The organism is Streptomyces sp. CB00455 (assembly GCF_001905445.1).
Lineage (GTDB): Bacteria > Actinomycetota > Actinomycetes > Streptomycetales > Streptomycetaceae > Streptomyces.
The window spans coordinates 402,772-426,680 of record NZ_LIVQ01000001.1 but is presented as its reverse complement, the minus strand read 5'-3'; the positions used below and the strand labels follow the sequence as shown (position 1 = coordinate 426,680).

Below are 23,909 nucleotides of genomic sequence, written 5' to 3'. Positions count from 1 at the left end.
GCGCCCGCGTCACGCCGCAGCCGCTAACCGCCGCCCTTCAGACGGCGCACGACCTCCTCGGACACGCGGCGCTCCAGTTCGGCCAGCTGCTCGGAGCTGTACGCCCCGAGGTCGCCGACGTCTCCCGGCTTCGCCCCCGCACCGCCCTGCTGTTTCTCCTGCTCCCTGCGTATGAGCTCGGCCTCTTCCGCCGAGCCCGGCGCCGCGAACGCACACCGGATGAGCGCCCCGTCCGCGGCTTTGAGACAGGTCGCCTCACGGCCGCCAACCTGGCCCTTGCCCTCCACCCGGTACCGGATGTTCTGCTCGCTGCCGACGGTGGCCGTCCAGGTGCTGCCGCCGGTCGGGACCACCTCGAACACCCGGTCGTCGTTGTAGCAGCAGACGTCCCGGTACTCGGCCTTGATCAACGCGACGATCGCCTTCGGCGACGACCAGGTCGGAGTGAGCCGGTGAACGGTCATCGGGGCGAGCCCGCCACCCCGGTGCCGGGTCGGCACCGTCGCCACGGCCACGACCGAGCTGGCCTCCCCCTGCGGCGTGAGGGGCGTGACGTACGCGCTGCGCCCGCTGCCGTCGCGGTACTGGAGGGCGAATTCCGACTCGTTGCCCTCGTTGGCGCCGTCCTGCGACGCGTCCCAGCCGCTGCGCTCGAACCACCAGTCGGCGACGCCGCCGACCGCGGCCGTCGCCTCCCGCTGCCGGGCCGCGATGCTCAGCGGATAGGACGGACCGGGCACCGACGAGGTGTCCGCGGTGTCCGCGGTGTCCGCGGTGATCGTGAGCTTTCCGGTGCGGCCGTCGTAGAGCGCGAGGCCGGCCGGCCGCTCGGTCACCACCAGGATCCCGGTCTGGCGCTTCAGCGGCACGACCACGACGGGAGTGTCCCCCCGGCAGGTCACATAGACGTCGCCGGGCTCGAAGCGGACCCAGCGCCGCTGCGCGGAGATCTTCCGGCCGAGGTTGTGGCCGAACCAGCCGCCGATGCGCGCGTCCGCCACGTCCACGTCGAACGCACAGCGCTGCTGGCTGCGTCCGTTGCCGCCGAGCGGGACGTCCTGGACCAGGCCCACCTCGTACCCGGCCAGCCAGCCGCGCCGTTCGACCAGCGTGGCGAACCTGTCCGAGTCCGGCAGATAGGTGATGTCGGATATCTCGCCGGTGACATCACCCAGGTGCGGGGCGGCCTGGGCCTTGCCCACCACGTAGGGCGCCCGGGCCGTCAGCTCGGGCACCGGGTCGCTCACGATGCGCACGCCGTCCATGTACGCGCGGTCCTGGAGGTAGGAGCCGTACACCAGCCAGCAGACCGTGAGGCCCAGCCCGAGGAGGACGCCGAGCCAGCCGAGGGCCACCGCCATGCCCCCGCCGTCCCGTACCCGCCGGTCGCGGCGGAGCGAGCGCACCACCAGCCACAGCAGGGCGACGAGCCCCGCGACCAGCAGCGGCAGGGCCAGCCAGGACAGGAGCTTGCGCAGTTCCCACACCACGATCGTGGTGACGTAGGAGGCGTACCACAGTGCGAATCCCGCGAGGAGAAGCGGTATCCCCACCTTCAGTGACCGACCCATCAGCGCCCCCCGACGTCAGTTCCCCCGATTCTGCACACCGAGCCGGGCCGTGTCAGCCACTTGGCGCACCGGCCGTTCGGTCCCTCGCCCACGTGCCGGGCGGCGCGAGCGCGGACAGGTCCACCATGCTCGGCTTGCCGCCGCGGCCCGGACATGTTGCTGCCCGCCCCCGGCACGGGTGCGCCCTACCGTGGCTTCCGTGATGAAACGTGCGGTCGACACGGAGATGGCGGCGGCCCGGCTCAAGGAGCGGCTCTACGCGACGATCACCATGATCTCGGTGGTCATCGGCCTGGCCGCCAGTGACCGCCTGACCGAAGCCGGCGCGGCGGCCACCGTCGTGACCACCTCGGTCGGCCTGTGGCTGGCCGCGCTGGTCGCCGACCAGCAGGCCCACCGCGTGACGCACGGGACGCTCGCCTCGGGGCGGCACCTGCGGGCGATGCTCTTCGTCAGCAGCCCGCTGCTGCTGTCCGCGCTGGGCCCGCTCCTGATGATCGCGAGCTCCGCGCTCGGGCTGATGGGCTTGGGCACGGCCCTGCTCACGGCCGCCGGGGTCAATGTCGCCACCCTGTTCGCCTGGGGGTGCTACGGCGGACTGCGGATGGGCGGGGGCACGGTGTTCGCCCTGCTGGCAGGGGTGATCGACGCCGCCATCGGGACCGCGGTCGCGGTCGTGAAGACGGCAGCCGGACACTGACCCGCCCGGCCCAGCCGCGGCCCGCCCCGCCCCGCCCGCGGCCGCGGGCCGGGCGGGGGCCGGGCTCAGGCGGAAGTGGCGGGCGCCGTCGCGCCGTGGCCGTTCTTGACGGCGGTGAGCGTGGCCGTGTGCAGGGCGTGGGCGTCCTTCTCGCGGATCGCGGGGAGGGGGCTGCCGGTGAGGGTGTACCACTCGTCGGCGCCGGTGTACTGGACTTCGAGCCGGACGTCTCCGTCGTCCTCCCAGGTGGTGCGGAGGGTGAGCGGGCCGGTGATGACGCCGACCTCGTCGGTCATGGCGCCGCCGGGGCCCGCGAGGACGTCGTCCTGCCAGTGGGATGAGGGCTTCATGGGACGCGGCTGCCCAGCGCGCCGACGTCTATGTCGTCTTCGGACCGGTCCGAGCCGGTCGGCCCATCGGCCGGGGTCTCCTCGGCCGGGGTCTCCTGCGCCCGGGCCCGGGCGGCCCGGCGCCAAGACCGCACGACGGGTCCTACGCCTGCCGCGTCCAGCGCTGCGAGGCTTCCCCGCCGCAGGTCTTCGTCAGCAGACCGCCGCTCATGCCCAGGTCGAGGCAGCCGCCGCCGTAGTCGCTCCGCAGGCTGCCGCCCGAACCGGCACGCCACAGCCGGCCCGTGTCCTGGGCGCAGTCGCCCACGAAGACGGCCTGCCCGAGACCGTTGGAGTACAGGCACTGGCCACTTTGCTTGTTGACGAGCTTGAAGCTGCCGTCCGGCCTGCCCTGGACGGTCCAGCGGGCGGACGCGTCCGAGCAGTCGCCGTGGTCCGAAGCCCCGAAGACCTGGGTGACGCAGCTGCCGTTGTTGCCGTTGCGGTAGCGGTAGGTACCCGAGGCGGGCGGCGGGGCGGGTGCGGTCGTGCCGCCACCGGAGGGGGCGGAGGGGCGGGTACCGCCCGCGCCGCCGGCGCCCGCGGGATTGCCCGGGCCGTTCTGACCGCCCGAGCCGGGCCCGGCACCGGGCCCGGATCCGGCCCCGGTGCCGGGCCCGGCACCGGGGCCGGATCCGGGCCCCGAGCCGGCTCCGGCGCCCCCGGCCGCCGGGACCTGGACGCCGCCCGCCGTTCCCGGCCCCTGGTCCGGCGGGTTCCCTTCGGCCTGCCCCACGGCCGGGGACTGCCCCGGCGACGCCGCGCCCGACGGGCCGGCGCCGCCCGCCGGCGCGGGGGCGGAGGGCGCCGGCAGCGAGGCGGACGGGGTGGCCTGCGCCCGCGCCCCGGGCGCGGTCGTGTAGGGGAGGTGCTGGAGGGCGAGGGTGGTGCCGCCCGCCACCACGACGACGGGGACGACGGCCAGCAGGACACGGGTACGGCGGCGCCGATCGGGCCGCTCGGATCCCCGGGGCCGGTCCGTTCCCCGCGGGCCGGAGCCGTCCCCGGTCCGGGGCCCCGGAACGGCCTCCGGCCCCGGCTGCGGCTGCGGCTGCGGCTGTGGCCCGGGCGTCGGCGCGGAGTCCGGCCCCGCCGTCGGTCCCGCTTTCGGATCCCGGCCCTTCACCGCTCCCGGCTTCGGGCCGGCGAGCGGGACCGTCGGTACGTCGATCTCCTGCACGTGTGCGGCGAAGGCGGCGCGGTCGGCCAGCCGCTCGGTGACGGCCGCCGGCCACAGCGGACGGGTGAACGGGCCCTGCCGGGAGGCGCGTTCAAGGAGTTCGGCGGCGCTGGGCCGCCCCTCGGGATCCTTGTCGAGGCAGGTCGCGACGAGTTCGGCCAGCTCCGGCTCCACCTCCCGCAACGGCTCCAGGTCCGGCTCTTCGTGGACGATGCGGTACAGCACGCCGTGCCCCGACTCGTCGCCGAAGGGCGGCTCACCGCACGCGGCGTACGCCAGGACCGAGCCGAGCGCGAACACGTCGATGGCGCTGCGGGGCCGGCGCCTGCCCGAAGCCTGTTCGGGCGCCATGTAGGCGGGGGTGCCCACGACCATGCCCGTCCGGGTCAGCCGGCTCTGCTCGGCCGCCCGCGCCACGCCGAAGTCGATGAGGGTGAGACCGTCGAGGGTGAGCATCACGTTGGAGGGCTTGAGGTCCCGGTGGACCATGTCCAGCGCGTGCACCGCCGCCAGCCCCGCCGCGGCCTCCCGCAGCAGCAGCCACAGCGCCTGCGCCGGCAGCGGGCCACCGTGCAGGGCGAGCGCCTCGCGCAGGGTGACCCCGGGGATGTAGGCGGTGGCGAACCACGGGGGCATCGCCGTACGGTCGCTGTCGAGCAGTGGCGCGGTCGCCTCCGCGGGCAGCCGCGAGAGGTTGTCCAGTTCGTGCCCGAAGCGGCGCAGGAAGTCCGCGTCCTCCCCGACGACGGAGGACAGCAGTTGCTTGACGGCGACGTACCGGCCGTCCTGCACGCCGAGGTACACCCGCCCCATACCGCCGGCCCCGAGCCGGCCCGCCAGCGGGATCGACCCGATCAGACGTGGGTCCCCGGCCTCCAGCGGCTCGGCCCCGCTCCCCCTGAGCTCTAACACGTCAGTCCCGTCAGAATTGGAATCAGTCTCCAGAAACCTACCGGATGAGCCCGGATCCGCAACGAGCCGCAGGCGCAGGCGACTTGAGGCAGGGCGGACGGTCACGGTCCAGCCCCCGGTTCCGCTCCGGCCCGCGCGGCACGTCGCCCGGATGGCGGCGCGAGCAACCGTGAAGCACGTCCCGCGGCCCCGGCAGCCGGTCGGCAGGAGGTCGGCAGTCGGTCGCAGGCGTGAGCGCCGTCGCGCTTCGCGATGTGAAAGGCTCGCCGCGCACGATGTCCCACCCGTACCAAGGAGTCTTCATGATCTTCATCACCGCCAAGTTCGCCGTCCGCCCCGAGTACGCGGACCAGTGGCCCGAGATCGCCGCCGACTTCACCGCCGCCACCCGCGCCGAGCCCGGCTGCCTGTCCTTCGACTGGTCGCGCAGCGTCGAGGACCCGACGGAGTACGTCTTGGTCGAGGCCTTCCGGGACGACGAGGCCGGAGCGGCTCACGTCCGGTCCGACCACTTCAAGGCCGCGCAGCAGACCCTGCCGCGCCACCTGGCCGCCACGCCGCGCATCGTGAACATGAAGGTGCCGCAGGACGACTGGTCCCTGCTCGGCGAGATGGCCGTCGACGGCCGGTCCTAGCGGGTGCACCGCCGATCAGGCAGGATCGGGCCGGGCCGTGCTGCCTGATCGCGAGTGATCCCCCGCGCCGGATGTGCCTCCCGGGGTTCGGGCGCGGGCGGATGGGCACACTCCACCGGACCGGCAGCACCCGGTCGGCGGCACCCGACCGCGGCCGGCCCGGACAGCGCACGACCGAGGAGGAGGATTTCCGGATGCCACGGTGGATGAGTCAGCACACCCCCCTCGGCTTGCCCTGGCCGTCGCAGGACGGCTCCGGCCTGTGGGAGACGGCGCGGACCGCTGTGGCCGCCCGCTCTCGGCGGCGGCGCAGGTACCGGGGCGCGGGTCCGGTCTGTCCGGCCGCCGCCGAGCCCCGCTCGTACCCGGGCCGGTGGGGCGCGTCCGGGCCGGCAAAACCGGCGCCGCAGGCCCCTACGGGCCCCCACCGACTCGGGGACGCACTCCCCGAGCGCGGTGACGAGGGCGACCTGGCACGGGGGACGGTCACCTCCCGCGCCACCGGCCCGGCGGACCTGGCCGCGCTCCTCGACATGCTGGACCTGCGCTCGAAGCGGGACGGGTAGGCGCGCGGGTTCAGCTCAGCGGGTCGCCCCGCGCATCGGCGGCGGCCGTCGCCTCCTGGCGTTTCAGCAGCCGGCTCAGCCATCCGCCGATGACGACGAGCGCGACTCCCAGCCACCACAGATGGCTGTCGAAGATCAGCACGGCGATCCCCACCGGCACCAGCAGGCCCGCCAGCGGCAGCAGCATCGAGGACAGCGGCGGGGGCGGGCGCCCGGTGCCCGCCCGGGCGCGGACGACGTCCGGATACCACTGGGTGAAGCGCAGCGCCCCGATGATCGTGACGACCTGGATGATCCACCCGGTCCAGATGTTGTCGGGATTGTGCAGCACGAGGTCGCCATAGGCCCCGACGGCCGCGTTGATCATGAAGGCCAGTGCCCACACCCCGGTGATCACGTAGTTCGTCCGTATGAAGGACGGAGCCTGCCAGTGCTGCGGGTCCACCTGCTCCCGGGCGTACTGGAGCGTGAAGGGCATCCGTACGGCCATGGAGCCCAGGGCGATGACCACCAGCGCGAGATTCGCCACTTCGCCCGCATAGGTCTCCAGCCACCGGCGCGTACCGTCGCTCGCGAAGGCACCGACCACGGTCAGGATCGCGAAGAACACCACGTCGGCGACTTCGAGGATCTTCACGGAGCCGCCGGAGCCGGTCAGTCTGCCGACCACGACCAGGGCCACGGAGATGGCGAGGGCCAGGCCCACCGCCCACTCGAACCGCCCCGGCCCGACCAGGAGTGAGAAGACGATCCACGGGGACAGCCCGACGAACGGGCTTTCCAGGAACTGCGCCACCCTGCCCGGGCCGCGGGCGTCAGCCGTCTTCGCCATGGGCCTGACCCTCCTGTGGCGAGGTGCTCCCACCGGGTACTTCGTTCAGGATACGGCGCCCTCCCGGCAGCCACCCGGCGAGCCCCGGGCGAGTTCCCGGGCGAGCGGGCCGGGCTGCCCGGGGCGCCGCTCGCGGCCACGGGTCAGCGGGCGTCCCGTTCGGGGAGGTCCGCCTCCGCCGGGGCGCTCACCGCGAAGCCGCGGGCGGTGGCCTCCGGGGCCGTTCTGCCACAGAACGCGGCTTCGAGCGTGCCGCCCAGCGCCGTGTTCGCCGCCGCCCTGTTCGAGGTGTTGGCCATGGCCGCGAGGCTGCGACGGCCGTCGCGGGTCGCGAACGCGTAGGTGTAGAAGCCCTGAACGGTGCCCGTGTGGCCGTACACCGACGTGCCGCAGGCCAGGTCGTAGCGGCGCAGGCCCAGCCCGTAGGAGCGGGTACGCGTGCCATCGGTCGGGGTCACGGCGAGCATGGCCTCCAGCATCGGCGCGGACAGCAGCCTGCCGCCCAGCAGCGCCGACATGAAGGTGTTCAGATCGGCCGGGCTGGAAATCATCGCCCCGGCGGACTGCGCCCACGACACCGTCTGTTCGGTGGCGTCGACGAGGGGCGCCCCCTCCTCGTCCGAGTGCAGGTACCCGTGGGTGTGCGGCCCCCGCACGGCCGTGGAGGGGTGGACGTAGGAGGTGTCCCGCAGGCCGAGCGGCTCGATGACGCGACGGCGGTATTCCGTGGCGACCGGGTTCCCCGTCACCTTCTCGATGAGCATGCCGACGACGACGAAGTTGGTGTTCGAGTACGCGTACGCCTGCCCCGGCCCGCTCGTCCGCGGCTCCCGCAGGGAGAGCCCCACGAGCTCCCGGTAGGTGAACACCTTGTTCCGCACGGCCTCGAAACCGGGCACCGTCCGCTCGAACATCGCTCCGGTGTAGTCCGCCAGCCCGCTGCGGTGGGTCAGCAGATGGCGCACGGTGATCCGGTCGTCGGGCAGCAGACCGGGCAGGTAGCGGCCCACCGGCGCGTCCAGCGCGATCCTGCGCTCCGCCACGAGCTGGAGCAGCACGACGGCCGAGAAGGTCTTGGTGACACTGCCGATCCGGAAGCGGGCCTTGGCGTCCATGCCCGCGCCCGTGGCCCGGTCGCTGACGCCCACGGCGCTGACCCGGGCCCCCTCCGGCCCGGTGAACCGGGCCAGCGCCCCCGGGGCCCCGGCCGCGGTCGTCTTCCGCAGGGCCCGGAGCAGCCCTTCCGGATCGGGGGCGGGCCGGGGGGACGCCGGCGGCTGCGGGCTCCGCGCGGTACGGGGCGGCTCGGCGGCGCGGGCGGCGGTGGCCGGCGTCACGCCGGCGACGACGGCCAGCAGGGCGGCCCCGAGGGCCAGACGTCGCTTGGGCAGCAGGGGCACGCGGTTCCTCTACTCGGCCGGGGCGGATGGTGCCTGACGCGGCATCACCCTATGGCGTCCGTCCCGCTCGGAATGGCTGCGTCCGCCGACGTGTCCCGGGGACAATCCGCTGAACACCTGACCGGCAGGACACCCCTGAGGAGCAACCGGTGTCGCAGGAAATGGACTTCACGCTCACGCCCGAACAGGCCGCTTACGGTGTGATCCTCACCGTCCCCCTCCCGTCGGGTTCCGCCCGCCTGCGCATCCCGTCCTGCCGGGACGGCGACCTCGTACGGGCCCGTCTCGGCGATCGTGAAGTGCTGCTGCGGATCCGGGTGGCCGGGACCACGGCGGCTCCGTCCCCGTCCCCGTCCCCATCCCCGTCCCCGTCCGCGGGCGCGGGCGGGGCGCGACCGGGGCACGCCTTCTCCTACCGCTACACCATCAACGGCGCCGTCGTGAACAACTACGTCTACTGCCTGGTCGGCATCGGCTCCTACGCCCGCTGACCCCGAACGTGCGCCGCCCGGCCGCGCCCGGGCCGGGGGCGGTCCGGGGAAGCGGCGGGAAGTGGCGGATGGAGCAGCGGGTGAGGTGACGCTGAAGTGGCAGGTTATGCCCGTCAGGCCGGTGTGAAGGCGGCTTCGGGCGCGTCGTCGAGGATGAAGCCGTTGTCGAAGCGGACGCGGACCGTCACACGGTTCCCCCGCTCCTGGTGGGCGGTCCACTCGGGTTCGAGGGAGCCGATCTGCTCTTCGAGCTGCCTCCTGCTCTCCGTGGGCATCTGGTGACCGAAGGAATCGAGCAGCGACTTCAGCCGCTCGTACTCGCGGACCCCCTGGCTCTCGTCCCGGTGCTCCACGACCCGGTCGACGACGCCCTCCGTGCCCGCCGCCAGCGACAGGGACCCGACGACACTCCCCGCCACCGCCGAGGGGGCCTCCGTGACCAGGGCCGCATCGGTCAGCCTCGTATCCGCCGCCAGCTTCACCCGCCGGCCTTCCTTCAGCGTCATCGACTCTTCATCCCTCGTATCGGATCGGTGCACACCCCGCGCGGAAGCCCCGGGCGGTGCCATTATCCGCGGCAGCCCGGGGGGAGGGGCCCACCTGCTGCCGGTACCGGCCGGGACCGGTCAGGAATCGAGAAGCGTCCCCGCGCACCGACACCTAGGGTGACGGCTGAGGGAATCACGGGCCCCGCCTCCCTCTCCCCTCCCGAACCACGCATCCCCCAGGAGTGATCATGAGCGACTCTTCGACCCAGGGCGTCAAGACCGTGCTGCACCCCGTGTCCGACCTCGCGAAGGCCAAGGCGGTCTACGCCGCCCTGCTCGGAGTGGCGCCGCAGACCGACGAGCCGTACTACGTCGGCTTCGAGGCCGCCGGCCAGAGCATCGGCCTCGTGCCCACCGCGGGACAGCAGGGCATGACCGCGCCGGTGGCCTACTGGCACGTACCGGACATCGAGGCGAAGCTGGCCGAGGTGACCGCCGCGGGCGCCACGGTGAAGGAGCCCGCGCACGACGTCGGTGGCGGCCGTCTCGTGGCCACCGTCACCGACCCCGACGGCAACGTCCTCGGGCTGCTCCAGGACCGCTGAGGGCGGCCCGGCGCCCGCAGGGGCGTCCCGCGGGCCGGGCCGCGCCGCGGCGGAACGTTGCCCCGGCGGCGACGGCGAAGTAGAACCGGACGGACGCACCGCTCGCAGCCGGTCGTACCGTGCCGGGCGGCGCACGCGCGACAGACCGCGAAGGCGCCCCCGCCCAACAGATGGAGACACGATGAGCATGGCCACGGGGACGGGAACGCAGCCGCCCACACCGCACCCCGCCGACAGCCACGACCTGATCCGGGTGCACGGCGCGCGCGTGAACAACCTCAGGGACGTCAGCATCGAGATCCCGAAGCGCCGGCTGACGGTGTTCACCGGTGTCTCCGGCTCGGGCAAGAGCTCGCTGGTGTTCAGCACGATCGCGGCCGAGTCGCAGCGGCTGATCAACGAGACGTACAGCGCCTTCGTGCAGGGCTTCATGCCGACCCTGGCGCGCCCGGAGGTCGACGTACTGGAGGGGCTGACGACGGCGATCATCGTCGACCAGCAGCGGCTGGGCGCCGACCCGCGTTCCACCGTCGGCACCGCCACCGACGCCAACGCCATGCTGCGCATCCTCTTCAGCCGGCTCGGCACCCCGCACATCGGGCCGCCCAGCGCCTACGCCTTCAACGTGCCGTCGGTCCGGGCGAGCGGCGCCATCACCGTCGAGCGCGGCGCGAAGAAGACGGTGAAGGCGACCTTCAACCGCACCGGCGGCATGTGTACGCGCTGCGAGGGCCGGGGCGCCGTCTCCGACATCGACCTCACCCAGCTCTACGACGACTCCAAGTCGCTCGCCGAGGGCGCCTTCACCATCCCCGGCTGGAAGTCGGACAGCTTCTGGACCGTACGGGTCTACGCCGAGTCGGGCCTGCTCGACCCGAACAAGCCCATCCGCGACTACACCAGGAAGGAGATGCACGACTTCCTCCACCGGGAGCCGACCAAGGTGAAGGTCGAGGGAGTGAACCTCACCTACGAGGGCCTGATCCCCAAGATCCAGAAGTCCTTCCTGTCCAAGGACAAGGAGGCGCTCCAGCCGCACATCCGGGCCTTCGTCGAGCGGGCGGTCACCTTCACCACCTGCCCCGAGTGCGACGGCACCCGGCTCAGCGAGGGCGCCCGCTCCTCGAAGATCGCGGGGATCAGCATCGCCGACGCCTGCGCGATGCAGATCAGCGACCTGGCGGCATGGGTCCGTGCTCTGGAGGGCGATTCCTCTCCGGGCTCCTCGGGCTCTTCGGGCGGCCGGTACGCCACGGTGGCGCCGCTGCTCGCCGCGCTGCGGCACAGCCTCGACTCGTTCGGGGAGATCGGCCTCGGCTACCTCTCGCTCGACCGCCCCTCGGGCACGCTGTCGGGCGGCGAGGCGCAGCGCGTCAAGATGGTCCGCCACCTCGGTTCCTCACTCACCGACGTCACCTACGTCTTCGACGAGCCCACCACCGGGCTGCACCCCCATGACATCCAGCGGATGAACGACCTGCTGCTGCGACTGCGGGACAAGGGGAACACCGTGCTCGTGGTGGAGCACAAGCCGCAGACGATCGCGATCGCCGACCACGTCGTCGACCTCGGTCCCGGCGCCGGCACGGGGGGCGGCACCGTCTGCTTCGAGGGCACCGTCGAAGGGCTGCGGGCGGGCGACACCGTCACCGGACGCCACCTCGACGACCGGGCCGCCCTCAAGGAGAAGGTCCGTACGCCCACCGGTGCGCTGGAGGTCCGCGGCGCGACGGCGCACAACCTGCGCGACGTCGATGTCGACATCCCGCTCGGGGTGCTCGTCGTCGTCACCGGCGTCGCCGGCTCCGGGAAGAGCTCGCTGGTGCACGGGTCGCTGCCGCACCGGTCGGGGGAGCCCGGCGAGGGCGTGGTGTCCGTCGACCAGAGCCCCATCCGAGGCTCGCGGCGCAGCAATCCGGCGACGTACACCGGCCTGCTCGACCCGATCCGCAAGGCCTTCGCCAAGGCCAACGGTGTGAAGCCGGCGCTGTTCAGCGCCAACTCGCAAGGAGCGTGTCCCGGTTGCAACGGCGTGGGCGTCGTGTACACCGACCTCGGGATGATGGCCGGTGTGGCCAGCACCTGCGAGGAGTGCGAGGGCAAGCGGTTCGAAGCCTCCGTGCTGGAGCACCGCCTCGGGGGCCGTGACATCAGCGAGGTGCTGGCCATGCCGGTGACCGAGGCCGCGGAGTTCTTCGGCGCCGGGGAGGCGCACACCCCGGCCGCGCACCGGGTCCTGAGCCGGCTCGTCGATGTCGGGCTCGGCTACCTCAGCCTCGGCCAGCCGCTCACCACACTGTCCGGCGGTGAGCGGCAGCGGCTCAAGCTGGCCACCCACATGGGCGAGAAGGGCGGCGTCTACGTCCTCGACGAGCCGACCGCCGGCCTGCACCTCGCCGACGTGGAACAGCTGCTCGGCCTGCTCGACCGGCTCGTCGACTCGGGCAAGTCGGTCGTCGTCGTCGAGCACCACCCCGCGGTCATGGCCCATGCCGACTGGATCATCGACCTGGGTCCGGGTGCCGGCCACGACGGCGGCCGGATCGTCTTCGAGGGAACCCCGGCCGATCTCGTGGCCGCCCGCTCGACGCTGACGGGCGAGCACCTCGCGGCGTACGTCGGCGGCTGACCGAAAACCGCACCGTCGCGGACCCGCGTGCCTTGGGGGCTGCGGGTCCGTTTCCCTTTTGTGCTTCAGGAGTTGAAGCTTCGCCAGGAAATCGGTGGGGGGCGTAAATCCCCTAAAAGCAGGATCCTGCGGATGCGGAGGGTGATGGCAACGTTGCCATCTCGTTAATACTTCACTTCTTGACGAGTGCGGCAGGGCCGAGTTGACTGCCTCTACCTCGGCCGCAAGGATTCGGCCTGGTCAGGAAGGTTTATATCGTGAACGCACATCTGGGCCGTGCTGCCGTTGTTGTCGCCGTTTCCACCATGGCCGTATCGCTCGCCGGGTGTGGCGCGACGGATTCCGGCGGGGACTCGAAGGGCGCCGGCAAGGGTGATGCGATCAAGGTCGGTCTGCTGCTGCCGGAGAACCAGACGGCGCGGTACGAGAAGTTCGACAAGCCATTGATCGAAAAGGAGGTCGCGAGACTGACGCGCGGTAAGGCCCGAGTGGTCTATGCCAATGCGAAACAGGATGCGACCACCCAGAATTCTCAGGTCGACACGATGATCACCAACAAGGTGGACGTCCTGATCGTCGACGCGGTGGATTCCAAGGCGATCGCCGGTGCGGTCAAGCGGGCCAAGGACGCCGGTATCCGGGTCGTGGCCTACGACCGCCTGGCCGAAGGTCCGATCGACGCGTACACCTCCTTCGACAACGAGGACGTCGGTCAGGTCCAGGGCAAGGCGCTGCTGGAGGCGCTGGGTGACAAGGCCAAGGACGGCCAGATCGTCATGATGAACGGTTCGGTCACCGACCCGAACGCCAAGATGTTCAAGTCCGGCGCGCACTCCGTCCTCGACGGCAAGGTGAACGTCGGCAAGGAGTACGACACCGTCGAGTGGAAGCCGGAGAACGCCAACGCCAACATGGCGGCCGCGCTCACGGCGCTCGGCAAGGGCAAGATCGTCGGCGTCTACTCCGCCAACGACGGCATGGCCGGCGGCATCATCACCGCCCTCAAGGCGGCCGGCCTGTCCACCCTGCCCCCGGTCACCGGCCAGGACGCCGAACTCGCCGGTGTGCAGCGCATCGTCGCGGGCGAGCAGTTCATGAGCGTCTACAAGCGGTACGCCCCCGAAGCCGCGGCCGCCGCGGAGATGGCCGTCGCCCTCGCCAAGGAGGAGCGGATCGACGACATCATCAACGATACGGTCGACAGCCCGACCACCGCGCGCGTCCCTTCGGTGCTGGTCCCCGGCATCTCGCTGACCAGGTCCAACGTCAAGTCCACGGTCGTCGACGACGGTATCTACACCGTTGCCGAGATCTGCACCGACCGGCTCAAGGCGGCGTGCGACGAGATCGGTCTGAAGTAAGGGGCGTGCCCGCCACCAGGGGGACATGACCGGCCCGGTGCGGCGCGGGGCGCGTTCCCGCGCGCACCGCGACCGTACCTTCGCGATCTAGGACATTTCGGACTGGATCGGGGACGCGCCTTGCATCGACTCACCGTTGCCCTCGCGTTGCTGGCCACCCTCGTCGGGGGTTCCTACACCGGCGCACGAGCGGTCTCCGCGGAGCGGAGCACGCCGGACAAGAGCCGCGGTACGAACATCCTCGTCGTCGGCATCGACAGCCGCGCGGGCCTGTCCGCCGCCGAGAAGCGCCGGCTCAACGTGGGCGGGAAGGGATGCAACTGCACCGATGTGATGATGCTCGTCCACCTCTCCGAGGACACCCGCCGGGCGAGCGTCGTCTCCATCCCGCGCGACTCCTACGTCCAGTACGCCGACGCGCAGGCCCCCGCCAAGGCGTCCGGCCCGGCCCGCCGGGGGAAGATCAACGGGGCTTTCGCCCTGGGCGGTGGCCCGCTGACCGTCCGCACCGTCGAGAAGGCAACCGGCCTGCACATCGACCACTACCTGGAGACCGGCTTCACCGGCTTCGAACGGGCCGTCGACGACCTCGGCGGCGCCACCGTGTGCACGGACAAACCGCTCAAGGACGAGAACTCCGGCCTCGACCTCACCGCCGGCGTCCACCGCACCGACGGCAGGGGAGCGCTGCGCTACGCCCGGGCCCGCCACGTCCAACCGCCCGGTGACCTCGGCCGCGTCCGCCGCCAACAGCGCCTGGTCACCAACCTGCTCGCCCGCCTGACGGCCGAGGGCGCGCTCTCCGGTCCACTCAGCACGGCGCGCACGGCGCGCACGCTCCTGAAGTCCGTACGCACCGACGACCGCACGGGCCTCGACGACCTGGTCCGCATCGGCCTCGCCCTCGGGCGCCTGCGGGCCGACCGCACCGAGTTCGCCACCGTGCCGATCCGCCTGTTCGACCACCGCGTACCGGGCGTGGGCTCCACCCTGGTCTGGGACGAGGCCCGCTCCGCCGCCCTGTGGAACGCGCTGCGCGCCGACCGACCCGTCACGGGCGACGCGCGCATCCAGCCCGTCCCGGAAGCTGTGGCCGTGACGAACCCCGCCTGGATCGCCGTACGCGTGGACGACCCGACCGTCGCGGCGGCCCTGCGGCGCAGCGGCTTCGCCGTCACCGACACCTCCAAGTCCGCCCCCGCCGCGCGCCCCTCCGGCCCTGCGGTCATCCGCTACGCCCCGGACCGGCAGGCGGACGCCGCCACCCTCGCGGCCGCGCTGCCCGGCGCCCGCCTGCAGGCCGTCGCGCACCACGGCCCGTCCTTCGACGTCACCGTCGGGACCGGGCCCGTCCGGGTCAGGACCGTCACCTACGACCGCAACAGGGCCGAAGGCGCCCCGGTCACCGCCAACGCCCTGCGCTGCGCCGGCCCACCGGCGGCGCAGGCCTTCACCGCCGGGGCCGCCCGGTAGCGCGGTGACGTTCCGCGTGCGGGAGCGATGACGGGCCGCCGGCCGGCGCTGCGGTGCTCTTGCCCGGCGGCGCTCGTGCGTGTCTTGCCGGTCAGGCCGGGCCGGGCCTGGCCGGCAAGACACCCCCCAAGGGCTGTCCCGCAATCCCCGGCGGGCGCACGACGCCAGCTACGGCGCCTCGCCGTGTTGTCGGAACGCCCCCATACGCCCAGTATGGGGGCGCCCCTCCGCCTTGCGATGCACCGCATCTGACGCCGTGCGCTGATCCACCGGGGATTACGGGACAGCCCTTAGGGTGGGCGGATGAGCGAGATACGGATCGTGGCCGACCACGCGCGGTGGCGTACCGAATTCGAGGCGCGGGTGCTGGCCGGGTACCGGGCGGCCGGGTGCACGCAGACCCTGGCCCGGGCCCTCCTGGAACGGGTGCTGAAGGGCGTCGAGGACTGGACGGTGGCCACCGACGGCACCGGCTGGCTCGCGGTGTCGGTGACGCAGGACGGCGGGGCGAGCGTCGGCCGCATCCACGACCTGACGCTGTCGCAGGGGCGCGAGTGGGCCGAGCGCTGGTGCGCCGAACACGGTGCGCAGCGCGTGGAGGTCCGGCTCACCGGCGGAGCGGGAGCCTTCGGCGACTACCCCGTGCGGGGACAGAACCGGATGCGTGTGGCGGCCGAGCGGCCCGACCTGCCCCCGGGCCTGACGGTGCGGCGGCTGACCGAGGCGGAGTACCCGGCCTGGTACGCGGGCGAGGAGGCCGCGTACATCGCGGACATCGTCAGGGCCGGCGCCCTGACCCCGCAGCAGGCCAAGGCGAAGTCCGACGAGGATTTCGTCCGCTACCTCCCGCAGGGGTACCGGACCCCGGGCCACGCCTTCTACGTTATGGAAGCCGACGGGCAGGCGATCGGTACCGCCTGGGTGAACCACGGCTTCCTGCCCGGCGTGACCTTCGGCTTCTCGCTGGAGGTGTACGAGGAGCACCGCGGCAAGGGCTACGGCCGTGCCGCGATGTCCGTCGGAGAGTGGGCCACCCGGCAGGGCGGCGACGAGATGATGATGTTCAACGTCTTCGGCGGCAACGACGTGGCGATGGGCCTCTACGACAGCACCGGCTTCGCCGTACTGGACGAGGTCCGCTCGATCGACCTCGCCCGCGACACCGGCTGACGGGACCGACGGCGTCAGGCCCCGGCCGTCCGGCCGCCGCGCGACGGTCCGGGGCGGTCAAGAGGGTCAGGGAGGGGCAGGGAGCTCAGGGACGGTCAGGGAGGCTCAGGGGCGCGGGCCGGGAGGGGGGTATGCGGACGGTGAGCCGCTTGCGGAAACCGGTGGTCATGGCGCGCGCGGCGGCGAGCCGTCAGGGGCGCCGACGAACGCGGCCGCGCACCGCCGTGCGGCGCGCCCGCACGGCGCGCCGGTGCCATCGACCGTCATGCTGCCCTCTCTCCAGAGGACCGGGGCCGTCCCCGGCCCTCTAGTGCAGGGCCCAGGTGAACTTGCCGCCGCCCACCCACCGGACCGCCTCCGGATCGTCCAGGTCGTGGATCGAAACGCCCGAGGCCGCACTGATCAGCAGGACATCGGTCATGGACGTGGCCGCGCCGACCATCTCCCCGTCGATCTCCACGATCCGGAAGGGCGGATGGCCGGGCTGCACCCCGAGGACGGTGACCCGCGCCGAGGAGAGGTAGGGACTCGAACTTTCAGTCATGGAGCAATCGGTTCCACATCGTGGTCGCCGTTAAGCATCGGGGGCAGCGGGGGAGGCGGCGGCAGACGTGGCCACCTCCGCCAGGTCCGCCCCGGCCCGGAGCAGGGCCACGGTGCGCAGGGCGATCCGGTCGAGCCGCCGCAGCAGGACGCGCCGGGTCTCGGCCGGGCCGTCGGGACGGTGCAGACAGTCCACGGCCTCCCGCACCGCCGGGATGCCGTAACCGGCGCCGCGCAGCGCCGCGACGATACGGGCCGCCCGGATGGCGGCCAGGCCGTAGCGCCGCGCGCGCAGTGACGTGACCCGGTCGGGCGTGACGAGCCCTTCCTGCTCCCAGAACCGCAGCGTCGAGGGGCGGACGCCGAGCGCAGTGGAGAGTTCGGTGATCGTCATCGTGTCGCGCTCCTCCTCGGGCCCCGCAATCTCCTTATCCGCCCGGATCGCTTCCAGTGCCCGGAGGGCGCGCAGGGCCTCGTGCCGTTCCCGGGCGAGCCGTACGTGCACCTCGTTGACCGCCGAGGCCACCTCCGTGAGTGTCACCGTGCGCAGCTCCGCGAGCAGCCGCCGGGCGTCCGCCGGGCCCATGGCGCCGGCGAGTCCCCGGTAGGCGCTCAGGGCGCGGACGTGGACCGCGGTGTAGGAGCGGTAGCCGTTGTCCGCGCGTGCGGCCGCCGGAATGACCCCCAGCCGCTCCAGATCGCGTACCTGCTGCACCGAGTACCCCGACTGTCCGGCCACATCGACCGTGCGCAGCCGTACGCCCCGCGCACCGCTTTCGAACCCGTCCATACTCTGAACCCCACACAAGCACTTGAAGGTCATGCTCGAACCATGAGTATGGAGCAGATCATCGCGACCGTGCGGTCCTTCGAGGGGGCGCTCGTGGTCGTCCCGGAGCCTGGAGGCGACTTTCCCGAACTCGCCTGGGGGGACGCGTTCTTCTATTACGCCCCCGACGGCCGGATGCCGGCGAACGTCCAGCCGTACGGCACGATCATCACGAAGAACCACCCGGACGACGCCGCGTCCGACCTCGATCCGCCCGGCCGCTGGCGCGTGAACGTCAACGCCGGGCGCCGAGCCCTGAGCGAGCTTGCCGCCGGGGAGCCGGGCGGCGCCGGCGGCCGGCCCGGCCCTGCGGCCGCGGACGAGGTCGTGCCGCATCCGGTGTACGGAGCGCTCGGCTGGATCTCCGTCGTCAATCCCGGGGCCCGGACGCAGGACACCGTCGTGCGACTCCTGCGCGCGGCCCACGACGCGGCTCGTGCCCGTGCCGAACGGAGGCACGCGACGGGGAGGGCGCAAGAGGACGGATGACGCGGAGCGCTCCCGCCGACGGGCGAGCGAAGGACCCGGCTCGTTGCCAGGCGGGCTGCCGCGTGTACCTGGCAACGCTCCCGCGGCAGCCCGGGGGTGTGTTGCGCCGCCGGGAGCGACCGGCTGCGTTCGCAGGGACCTGGCATGCTTCGCGGCGACCCGGGGGTGGGACGGGTCGCCGGGAGCGACCGGCTGTGTCCGCTCGGCCTGGCATGCTCCCGCGGCGGCCCGGGGGTGTGATGCGTCGCCGGGGATGACCGGTTGCGCCCGCGCGGACCCCGGCGGGCCGCGAGGGCCCCCTCAGCCCGGGCCTCCGAGGATCTGGGCGATCTGCTGGGCCACCGTCGCCGCGGAGGCGAGCGCGGCCGTCGCCGTGGCTCCGAGTTCGAGGTGGTCGCGTAGCCACTGGAGGCGTTCGGGGCGCACCCGCCCCGAGGATTCGATCTCCGCCTGTGCCTCGGCCAGGTGGTGGTCGATCTCGGCGGCCTCCGCGCCGGAGCCGAGCAGGCGCAGCTGCTCGCGCAGTACGCCCACGGCCGCCCGCAGGTCCTGGACGGTCCCCACCGGCCCGGTCGACGCGTCGACGGCGATGGCATCCGGGCCCGCGGCCGCGGCGCCCGCGGTCATCGCGCCGATGCCGACGTCCCCGGCGACGGCCGCGGGCGGCACGGCGGGCAGCACTCCGGGCGGCAGCGCGGTCCGCTCGGAGCGGCCCGTGGAGCGGTCCTCGGCGCGGGCACGGGCTCCGGCGGCGACGGCGCCGCCCGTCAGCAACCCGACGCGGACACTGCCGGACCCGCCGACGGAAGTCTCCCTGCCGGTGCCGGTGCCGGAGGTGTCCGCGCCCGTACCGGTGCCGGTGTCCGCGCCCGTACGGGCGTCGGCGTCGGCGTCCGCGCCCGCGCCCGTGCCGGTGTCGGCGTCCGCGCCCGCGCCCGTGCCGGCGTCCGCGCCCGCCTCCCGCGCCGCCGTCCTGTCGGGATCCGCCCGCGGCCCCTCGGTCCCGTCCGGCGTGCTCATGTCCGCCCCCTCTTCGCTTCCGCATCACCCTGCACGTGCTTGGCCGAGGCCCGGTCTCCCGTCGCCACCGCACCCCCGCTCATCTCGCCGATGAACACCCCGCCCCCGCTCACCGTGACGATGTGCTGCTCGAACTCGCCCGTCTCGTATCCCTTGGCCCGCAGTGCTTCGCGCACCCCGCTCGCGATGCGGTCCTGGAGGGTCCTCACGTACCGGCTGACGTCCATCTCCTGGAGCAGGGACACCTCCCGTGCGCTCCCCAGTTCCCGCACCGAGGCCACAGGTCCGTCCGGTTCGGCGTACTCCGGGCCGGTCAGCCACGTACGGAAGACGGAGAGGGCCGTATGCGCCAGGCAGAACCCGGCCGCGCAGTTCGCCGACGCGCCGGCGAACACGGCGACCAGCACGTCCCGCAGCGGACCGTCCTGTGCCCGCGCCGCGACCACGTCCGCCGCTCTGAATTCCGCGCGCACGGGTCTGAGCACGTGCGGCAGGACTTCCAGGACCAGCATGCCGCCCTGCGTGTGCACCCCGACCAGGAGCGACAGCGCGATCTGTTCGTCCCACGCGCCGACCCGCACCCGCAGGAAGTGACGGCGTTCCTCGTCGCCCTCGCCGGCCGCGGCCTCCAGGTGCTGCTCGGCGACGCCGTGGTAGGTGAAGCGGTCACCCGCGGCCCCCACGCACAGGTAGACGATCTCGTCGATCTCCAGGAAGCGCAGGCGGTCCCGGCTCGTGGCCGCGGTGGAGGTGCGCAGGTCCTCCAGGCGTGGCCTGATCAGGTCGAGGACCTCACGTCCCGTCAGCGGGTCTCCCCGCACCCCGTCCTGCCGCTGCGCCGGGGGTTTCCTGCGCTCCAGCTCCATGACGAGTGACCACGGCTTGTACGGCTCACCGACCCCGACGAACGGCCGGAGCGGGTCGTGGACCGCGAGCGTCGCGTACTGCTCGCGGTCGACGGCCTCGCCGATCCGCCGGTAGCGGGGCTTGTCCGGCAGTTCCCGGCGGGGGGAGCGCGCGTGGGCCTCCCGGCTCAGCTCGTGGCGCATGACGGAGACGACGTCCACCCGGTACGCCGCCACCGGCAGCACCATCAGCGCCGGGAACACGAAGGCCGCCCAGGCGTCGGCGCCGCCGATCACCGCGAACACCACGAGCCCCCAGTACAGGAGCCCCACCGCGAGCGGCACGACCGGAAGGACCGCTTTGAGGCTGCCCCGGACGGCCCGCCTGAGGACGGCCCGGTCGAGGGTGAAGGCCGTCCCCCTGCCTCCGCCCACCCCCCACGACACGACGCAGACGACCCCGTACGCCAGGAACCAGGGGAGGGGCACCGCGGCCGCGGTCTGCGATCCGACCCCGGCCACGCCCAGCCCGATGAACAGGGCCCACAGGACGCCCAGTGCGAACCCGGCCGCGCATTCCCGGCGCCGGGCGCGCAGCGCGTGCGCGAGGACGGGCACGGCGTCGACCCCGAGCGACGGCGGGGCGGGGCGTTCCTCGTGCTCGACGAGCTGCTCGATGACGCGCCTGCGGAAGTCACCGTCGAAGTACACGCCCGCGCACAGCAGCCGGGTCACCTCGCTGGGTGCGGGACGGTTCGCAAGGGGCGGCGGCTCGGGCGTCGGCGGGGGGCCGGCGGGCTGCTCGGTGGCGGTCATGCGTCCCCCTGCGGGTGCGGGTTCGCCTTCGCGGAAGACTCGGAGCGACAGGACGGAAACGGAGTATGGCGGCGATCCCGGACTTGAGGAAGGGGGCCGTGCCGTGGAGTCAGCCGCCCGGTCCCCGCCCGAGCCCCCAGCCCGGCTGCTCGTTGCCGCGCGCGGGCCGGGCGGAGCCGGGCCGGGGGCGGGGTCAGCCCCAGGGGTCGAAGGCGATGCCCGACGGTTTGGCGCTGTCGAGCAGGTTCGGGAACCGGCCATCGGTGATCTTGATGGTGGCCGCGCCGAAGTCGGCGCTCATCAGCCGGTCGCGCAGCCAGGTGCCGGGCCAGCCGTTCCAGCCGACCAGCGGCGGGTAGCGCCAGGCGTGGTAGTGGTTCTCCGGCGGCTCGTCGTTGCCGTTGGCCAGCCGGAAGAAGTGGGTGCCGGCCCCGTCCTTGTGGTAGACGACCTTCGGGTGGGCGCCGTCGAAGCGGACGTCGGAGCGGGGGTAGGTCCTGACGCTGCTGTGCTGGGTCGTCGACACGTACTCCACGCGCTGGGAAGCGGTGTTCACCCAGGAGATCACGTGCTCGAAGTCGTGGCGGTGGCCGCCCAGGCCGCTGCCGTGCACGGCCTGGTCCTTCTCGAAATAGCCGGCGTAGACGATCGCGCACCAGCCGCTGTTGCACCTGGCCCGGGCGTAGGTCTGGGAGTTGTCGAGGTCCGAGCGGTCGTGGCAACTGCCGTTGATCGCCCCGGAGGTCTTCAGCCCGGGGGCGAGGGTGCCGTCCGGGCCGATGGCGGGCGTGGCGTAGCAGCCGTCGCCGTCGTAGTCGAAGGCGGGAGAGAAGGTCTGTTCCCAACCGTCGGCGTTCTGCGGGAGGTTGTGCGGCGGATCGGCATGGGCGGCCGGGGCCGGGACGAGCACCGCCAGCGCCGTGGCGGCGAGCAAGGCGCCGAACCGGAACCCCCTGCGCCGGGTGCGACGGAACCGGTCGGTGGAGCGCGAGGCCGCGGGTGCGGCCATCGGCGGATGGTGCATGGTCACCTGCTTTCAGCAGAGGTGGTGCGGTGGCATCCCGGACTTCCCCGCGGGGACACCGCCCACACTTCCCGCTCCACGGATGATCGATATCCGGTCAACGCAGCCGCCTCGCGGACCGCTTGGCGGCGGCCTCACCCGCCGGCTTGCCGGACGCCGTCACAAGTGGAAGCGAAACGTGCCCCGTTGCCGAGCCCCCGGCCGTCACCGCCTCTGCTCGACGGGCCCCGCTGCCGGACTCTGGTCCCTTCCCCCCGGACCCGGCGCGGGCTGTGGCCCGACCGGCGCGCGCCGTGCTCCCCACCAGCGGTCGCAGCGCCGGTGCGACGCGAGCGCCCCCGCTCACCGGGTCGAGCGGCGTCCGGACCCGGGTCCGGCCCCCGGAGCCACGAGAGCGGCCGACCCCGGGCCGTGGATCATCGCAGGTCCGGGGCGGGTCTGCGAGGATGAGTCCTATGGACGTACGGAGCGGGGAGCGCATGAGGGCGACCGGCGGGCCCGGCGGCCCGGTGGCCGCCCGGGCGGCATCCCCGGCCGCAGCGGGCCGATGACGTGCGGGGCCGCCGATGGTGGCGACCAGGGCGGAGCGCTCCCGCAGCGGCCGTCGGCCGGCGAGGAGGCGATGCTCTCGGCGCTGCCGGCGGACAGCGCGGAGGATCTGTACGAGCACGCACCCTGCGGCTACCTCTCCACCCTCCTCGACGGCACCATCGCGAAGATCAACACGACCCTGCTGGACTGGCTCGGCTACGAACGCGGCGATCTGGTGGGACGCCGCAAGTTCTCCGAACTCCTCACCGTCGGCGGCCGCCTCTACCACGAGACCCACTTCGCGCCGCTGCTGCTCATGCAGGGCGAGATCAGCGGCATCGCCCTGGAACTCAAGGCCGCCGACGGCAGCCGGCTGCCGGTCCTGGCCACCTCCACCGTCAGGACGGACGCCGACGGGCAGCCCCTGCTCATCCGCACCACCGTCTTCGACGCCCGTGACCGCCGCGCCTACGAGATCGAGCTCCTGCGGGCCCGCCGGCAGGCGGAACGCGAGCGCGAACGCCTCCAGCGGCTGAACGCCGTCCTCCAGGCCACCCTGCTGCCGCCCGCGCTGGCCAACGTGCCCGGCCTCGACGTCGCCGCGCACTACCACGTCGCCTCCACCGACGAGGTCGGCGGGGACTTCTACGACCTGTTCCCCCTGGCCGACGGCACCTGGGGACTCTTCCTCGGCGACGTGTGCGGCAAGGGCGCGCCCGCCGCCGCCATCACCTCCCTGGCCCGCTACACCCTGCGGGCGGCCGCCGTCTACGACCCGGACCCGGCCGCCGTACTCGCCAACCTCAACACCGTCCTGAACCACGAGTACAACGGCCACGACCCGCGGTTCTGCACCGTCATCGCGGGCCTGCTCACCCCCGACGGCGACGAGGGCGGCTTCCGCGTCGTCCTGGCCGGGGGCGGCCATCCCGCCGCGCTGCTGCTGCGAGCGGACGGCCGGGCCGAGTACCTGCCGACCACGGGCGGCCAGCTCATCGGAGTCCTGCCGGACGCCTACATCGCCACCACCCGGGTCCGCCTCGACCCCGGCGACACCCTGCTCCTGTACACCGACGGCCTCACCGAGGCCCACGCAGCCGGCAACGGGGAACGTTACGGCGACGAGGCGCTGCTCGCGTTCGCCGAGGCGCTGGCGCCCACCACCGCCTTGGACGCCGTGGCCGCCGTCCGCGACCTGCTCGACACCTTCGGCGCCGGTGTGGACGACGACACCGCCGTCCTGGCGGTCGGCGTGCCCCGCTCCGCGGGAGAAGAGCAGGGCTGACCGCGCCCCGGCCCCGCCCCGGCCCCGCCCACCCGGTCGTGGACCTGGTCCGCCTTCTTGCATCCCGCACCTTGTGGGTTCTATCGATATTCAATAGATTCTTGTCGTCGTTCGATAGGTGCGAC

At 73.0% G+C, this 23,909-nt stretch carries 22 protein-coding genes; 11 read left to right on the top strand and 11 right to left on the bottom strand.

Annotated elements, in window-relative coordinates; all coding sequences use genetic code 11:
- Positions 1 to 23 precede the first annotated feature (23 nt).
- A complete protein-coding gene (locus AMK16_RS01995; RefSeq protein ID WP_073907691.1) occupies positions 24 to 1,571 on the bottom strand; it encodes a hypothetical protein in 1,548 nt (515 codons plus the stop codon).
- Positions 1,572 to 1,773: 202 nt separating this feature from the next.
- On the opposite strand from AMK16_RS01995, the gene AMK16_RS01990 reads away from it, so the two are divergent.
- Positions 1,774 to 2,271 (top strand): hypothetical protein, encoded by a 498-nt coding sequence (locus tag AMK16_RS01990; protein WP_073910206.1) that lies wholly within the window; start codon positions 1,774 to 1,776, stop codon positions 2,269 to 2,271.
- Between the two features lie 65 nt (positions 2,272 to 2,336).
- Here the strand turns inward: AMK16_RS01990 and AMK16_RS01985 are convergent, their stop codons facing one another.
- Both AMK16_RS01985 and AMK16_RS01980 read right to left on the bottom strand, forming a co-directional pair.
- Complete coding sequence (locus AMK16_RS01985) at positions 2,337 to 2,621, bottom strand: hypothetical protein (protein ID WP_073907689.1); 285 nt, start codon at positions 2,619 to 2,621, stop codon at positions 2,337 to 2,339.
- A 142-nt stretch (positions 2,622 to 2,763) separates the two neighbouring features.
- Positions 2,764 to 4,752, bottom strand: a complete 1,989-nt coding sequence (locus AMK16_RS01980; RefSeq protein WP_073907686.1) for a serine/threonine-protein kinase — start codon at positions 4,750 to 4,752, stop codon at positions 2,764 to 2,766.
- Between the two features lie 302 nt (positions 4,753 to 5,054).
- Between AMK16_RS01980 and AMK16_RS01975 the strand changes: the two genes are divergently transcribed.
- Both AMK16_RS01975 and AMK16_RS01970 read left to right on the top strand, forming a co-directional pair.
- A complete protein-coding gene (locus AMK16_RS01975; RefSeq protein ID WP_073907683.1) occupies positions 5,055 to 5,387 on the top strand; it encodes a putative quinol monooxygenase in 333 nt (110 codons plus the stop codon).
- Between the two features lie 206 nt (positions 5,388 to 5,593).
- Positions 5,594 to 5,953: a hypothetical protein gene (locus AMK16_RS01970; RefSeq protein ID WP_143196777.1), complete on the top strand. Its 360-nt coding sequence runs from the start codon at positions 5,594 to 5,596 to the stop codon at positions 5,951 to 5,953.
- Positions 5,954 to 5,963: 10 nt separating this feature from the next.
- Here the strand turns inward: AMK16_RS01970 and AMK16_RS01965 are convergent, their stop codons facing one another.
- On the bottom strand, positions 5,964 to 6,785 hold the full coding sequence (locus AMK16_RS01965) for a hypothetical protein (RefSeq protein WP_073907678.1): 822 nt from the start codon (positions 6,783 to 6,785) through the stop codon (positions 5,964 to 5,966).
- Between the two features lie 143 nt (positions 6,786 to 6,928).
- Positions 6,929 to 8,185, bottom strand: a complete 1,257-nt coding sequence (locus AMK16_RS01960) for a serine hydrolase domain-containing protein (RefSeq protein WP_073907676.1) — start codon at positions 8,183 to 8,185, stop codon at positions 6,929 to 6,931.
- 149 nt (positions 8,186 to 8,334) lie between these two features.
- On the opposite strand from AMK16_RS01960, the gene AMK16_RS01955 reads away from it, so the two are divergent.
- Complete coding sequence (locus AMK16_RS01955; RefSeq protein ID WP_242438521.1) at positions 8,335 to 8,676, top strand: hypothetical protein; 342 nt, start codon at positions 8,335 to 8,337, stop codon at positions 8,674 to 8,676.
- Between the two features lie 113 nt (positions 8,677 to 8,789).
- On the opposite strand, the gene AMK16_RS01950 is transcribed toward AMK16_RS01955, so the two are convergent.
- Complete coding sequence (locus tag AMK16_RS01950; RefSeq protein ID WP_073907673.1) at positions 8,790 to 9,182, bottom strand: hypothetical protein; 393 nt, start codon at positions 9,180 to 9,182, stop codon at positions 8,790 to 8,792.
- Between the two features lie 230 nt (positions 9,183 to 9,412).
- Between AMK16_RS01950 and AMK16_RS01945 the strand changes: the two genes are divergently transcribed.
- The 5 genes from AMK16_RS01945 to AMK16_RS01925 all read left to right on the top strand — a co-directional run bounded on the left by AMK16_RS01945 (position 9,413) and on the right by AMK16_RS01925 (position 16,402).
- Positions 9,413 to 9,769 carry a VOC family protein gene (locus tag AMK16_RS01945; protein ID WP_073907671.1) on the top strand — a complete coding sequence of 119 codons (357 nt, stop codon included), beginning with the start codon at positions 9,413 to 9,415 and terminating at the stop codon, positions 9,767 to 9,769.
- A 181-nt stretch (positions 9,770 to 9,950) separates the two neighbouring features.
- Positions 9,951 to 12,398, top strand: coding sequence for an ATP-binding cassette domain-containing protein (locus AMK16_RS01940; protein WP_073907669.1), 2,448 nt, complete (start codon positions 9,951 to 9,953; stop codon positions 12,396 to 12,398).
- 305 nt (positions 12,399 to 12,703) lie between these two features.
- A complete protein-coding gene (locus tag AMK16_RS01935; protein ID WP_073907667.1) occupies positions 12,704 to 13,759 on the top strand; it encodes a sugar ABC transporter substrate-binding protein in 1,056 nt (351 codons plus the stop codon).
- 120 nt (positions 13,760 to 13,879) lie between these two features.
- Entirely contained in the window at positions 13,880 to 15,232 is a 1,353-nt protein-coding gene (locus AMK16_RS01930) for an LCP family protein (RefSeq protein WP_073907665.1), read from the top strand.
- Between the two features lie 303 nt (positions 15,233 to 15,535).
- Positions 15,536 to 16,402, top strand: a complete 867-nt coding sequence (locus AMK16_RS01925) for a GNAT family N-acetyltransferase (protein ID WP_073907663.1) — start codon at positions 15,536 to 15,538, stop codon at positions 16,400 to 16,402.
- Positions 16,403 to 16,709: 307 nt separating this feature from the next.
- Here AMK16_RS01925 and AMK16_RS01920 read toward each other — a convergent pair whose 3' ends face one another.
- The gene (locus AMK16_RS01920) at positions 16,710 to 16,946 is read right to left on the bottom strand and encodes a hypothetical protein (protein WP_073907661.1); all 237 of its coding nucleotides are present in this window, start codon (positions 16,944 to 16,946) and stop codon (positions 16,710 to 16,712) included.
- Between the two features lie 30 nt (positions 16,947 to 16,976).
- Positions 16,977 to 17,735 carry a MerR family transcriptional regulator gene (locus AMK16_RS01915; protein WP_073907659.1) on the bottom strand — a complete coding sequence of 253 codons (759 nt, stop codon included), beginning with the start codon at positions 17,733 to 17,735 and terminating at the stop codon, positions 16,977 to 16,979.
- Between the two features lie 48 nt (positions 17,736 to 17,783).
- On the opposite strand from AMK16_RS01915, the gene AMK16_RS01910 reads away from it, so the two are divergent.
- Positions 17,784 to 18,263: a DUF6194 family protein gene (locus tag AMK16_RS01910; RefSeq protein WP_073907657.1), complete on the top strand. Its 480-nt coding sequence runs from the start codon at positions 17,784 to 17,786 to the stop codon at positions 18,261 to 18,263.
- Between the two features lie 300 nt (positions 18,264 to 18,563).
- On the opposite strand, the gene AMK16_RS01905 is transcribed toward AMK16_RS01910, so the two are convergent.
- The 3 genes from AMK16_RS01905 to AMK16_RS01895 all read right to left on the bottom strand — a co-directional run bounded on the left by AMK16_RS01905 (position 18,564) and on the right by AMK16_RS01895 (position 21,968).
- On the bottom strand, positions 18,564 to 19,283 hold the full coding sequence (locus tag AMK16_RS01905; RefSeq protein ID WP_079191256.1) for a hypothetical protein: 720 nt from the start codon (positions 19,281 to 19,283) through the stop codon (positions 18,564 to 18,566).
- A complete protein-coding gene (locus AMK16_RS01900) occupies positions 19,280 to 20,944 on the bottom strand; it encodes a hypothetical protein (RefSeq protein WP_073907655.1) in 1,665 nt (554 codons plus the stop codon). The genes AMK16_RS01905 and AMK16_RS01900 overlap by 4 nt, the downstream gene beginning before the upstream one ends.
- 193 nt (positions 20,945 to 21,137) lie before the next feature.
- On the bottom strand, positions 21,138 to 21,968 hold the full coding sequence (locus AMK16_RS01895) for an NPP1 family protein (RefSeq protein ID WP_073910203.1): 831 nt from the start codon (positions 21,966 to 21,968) through the stop codon (positions 21,138 to 21,140).
- A gap of 622 nt (positions 21,969 to 22,590) precedes the next feature.
- Between AMK16_RS01895 and AMK16_RS01890 the strand changes: the two genes are divergently transcribed.
- Positions 22,591 to 23,784 (top strand): SpoIIE family protein phosphatase, encoded by a 1,194-nt coding sequence (locus AMK16_RS01890; RefSeq protein ID WP_242438630.1) that lies wholly within the window; start codon positions 22,591 to 22,593, stop codon positions 23,782 to 23,784.
- Positions 23,785 to 23,909: the final 125 nt, after the last annotated feature.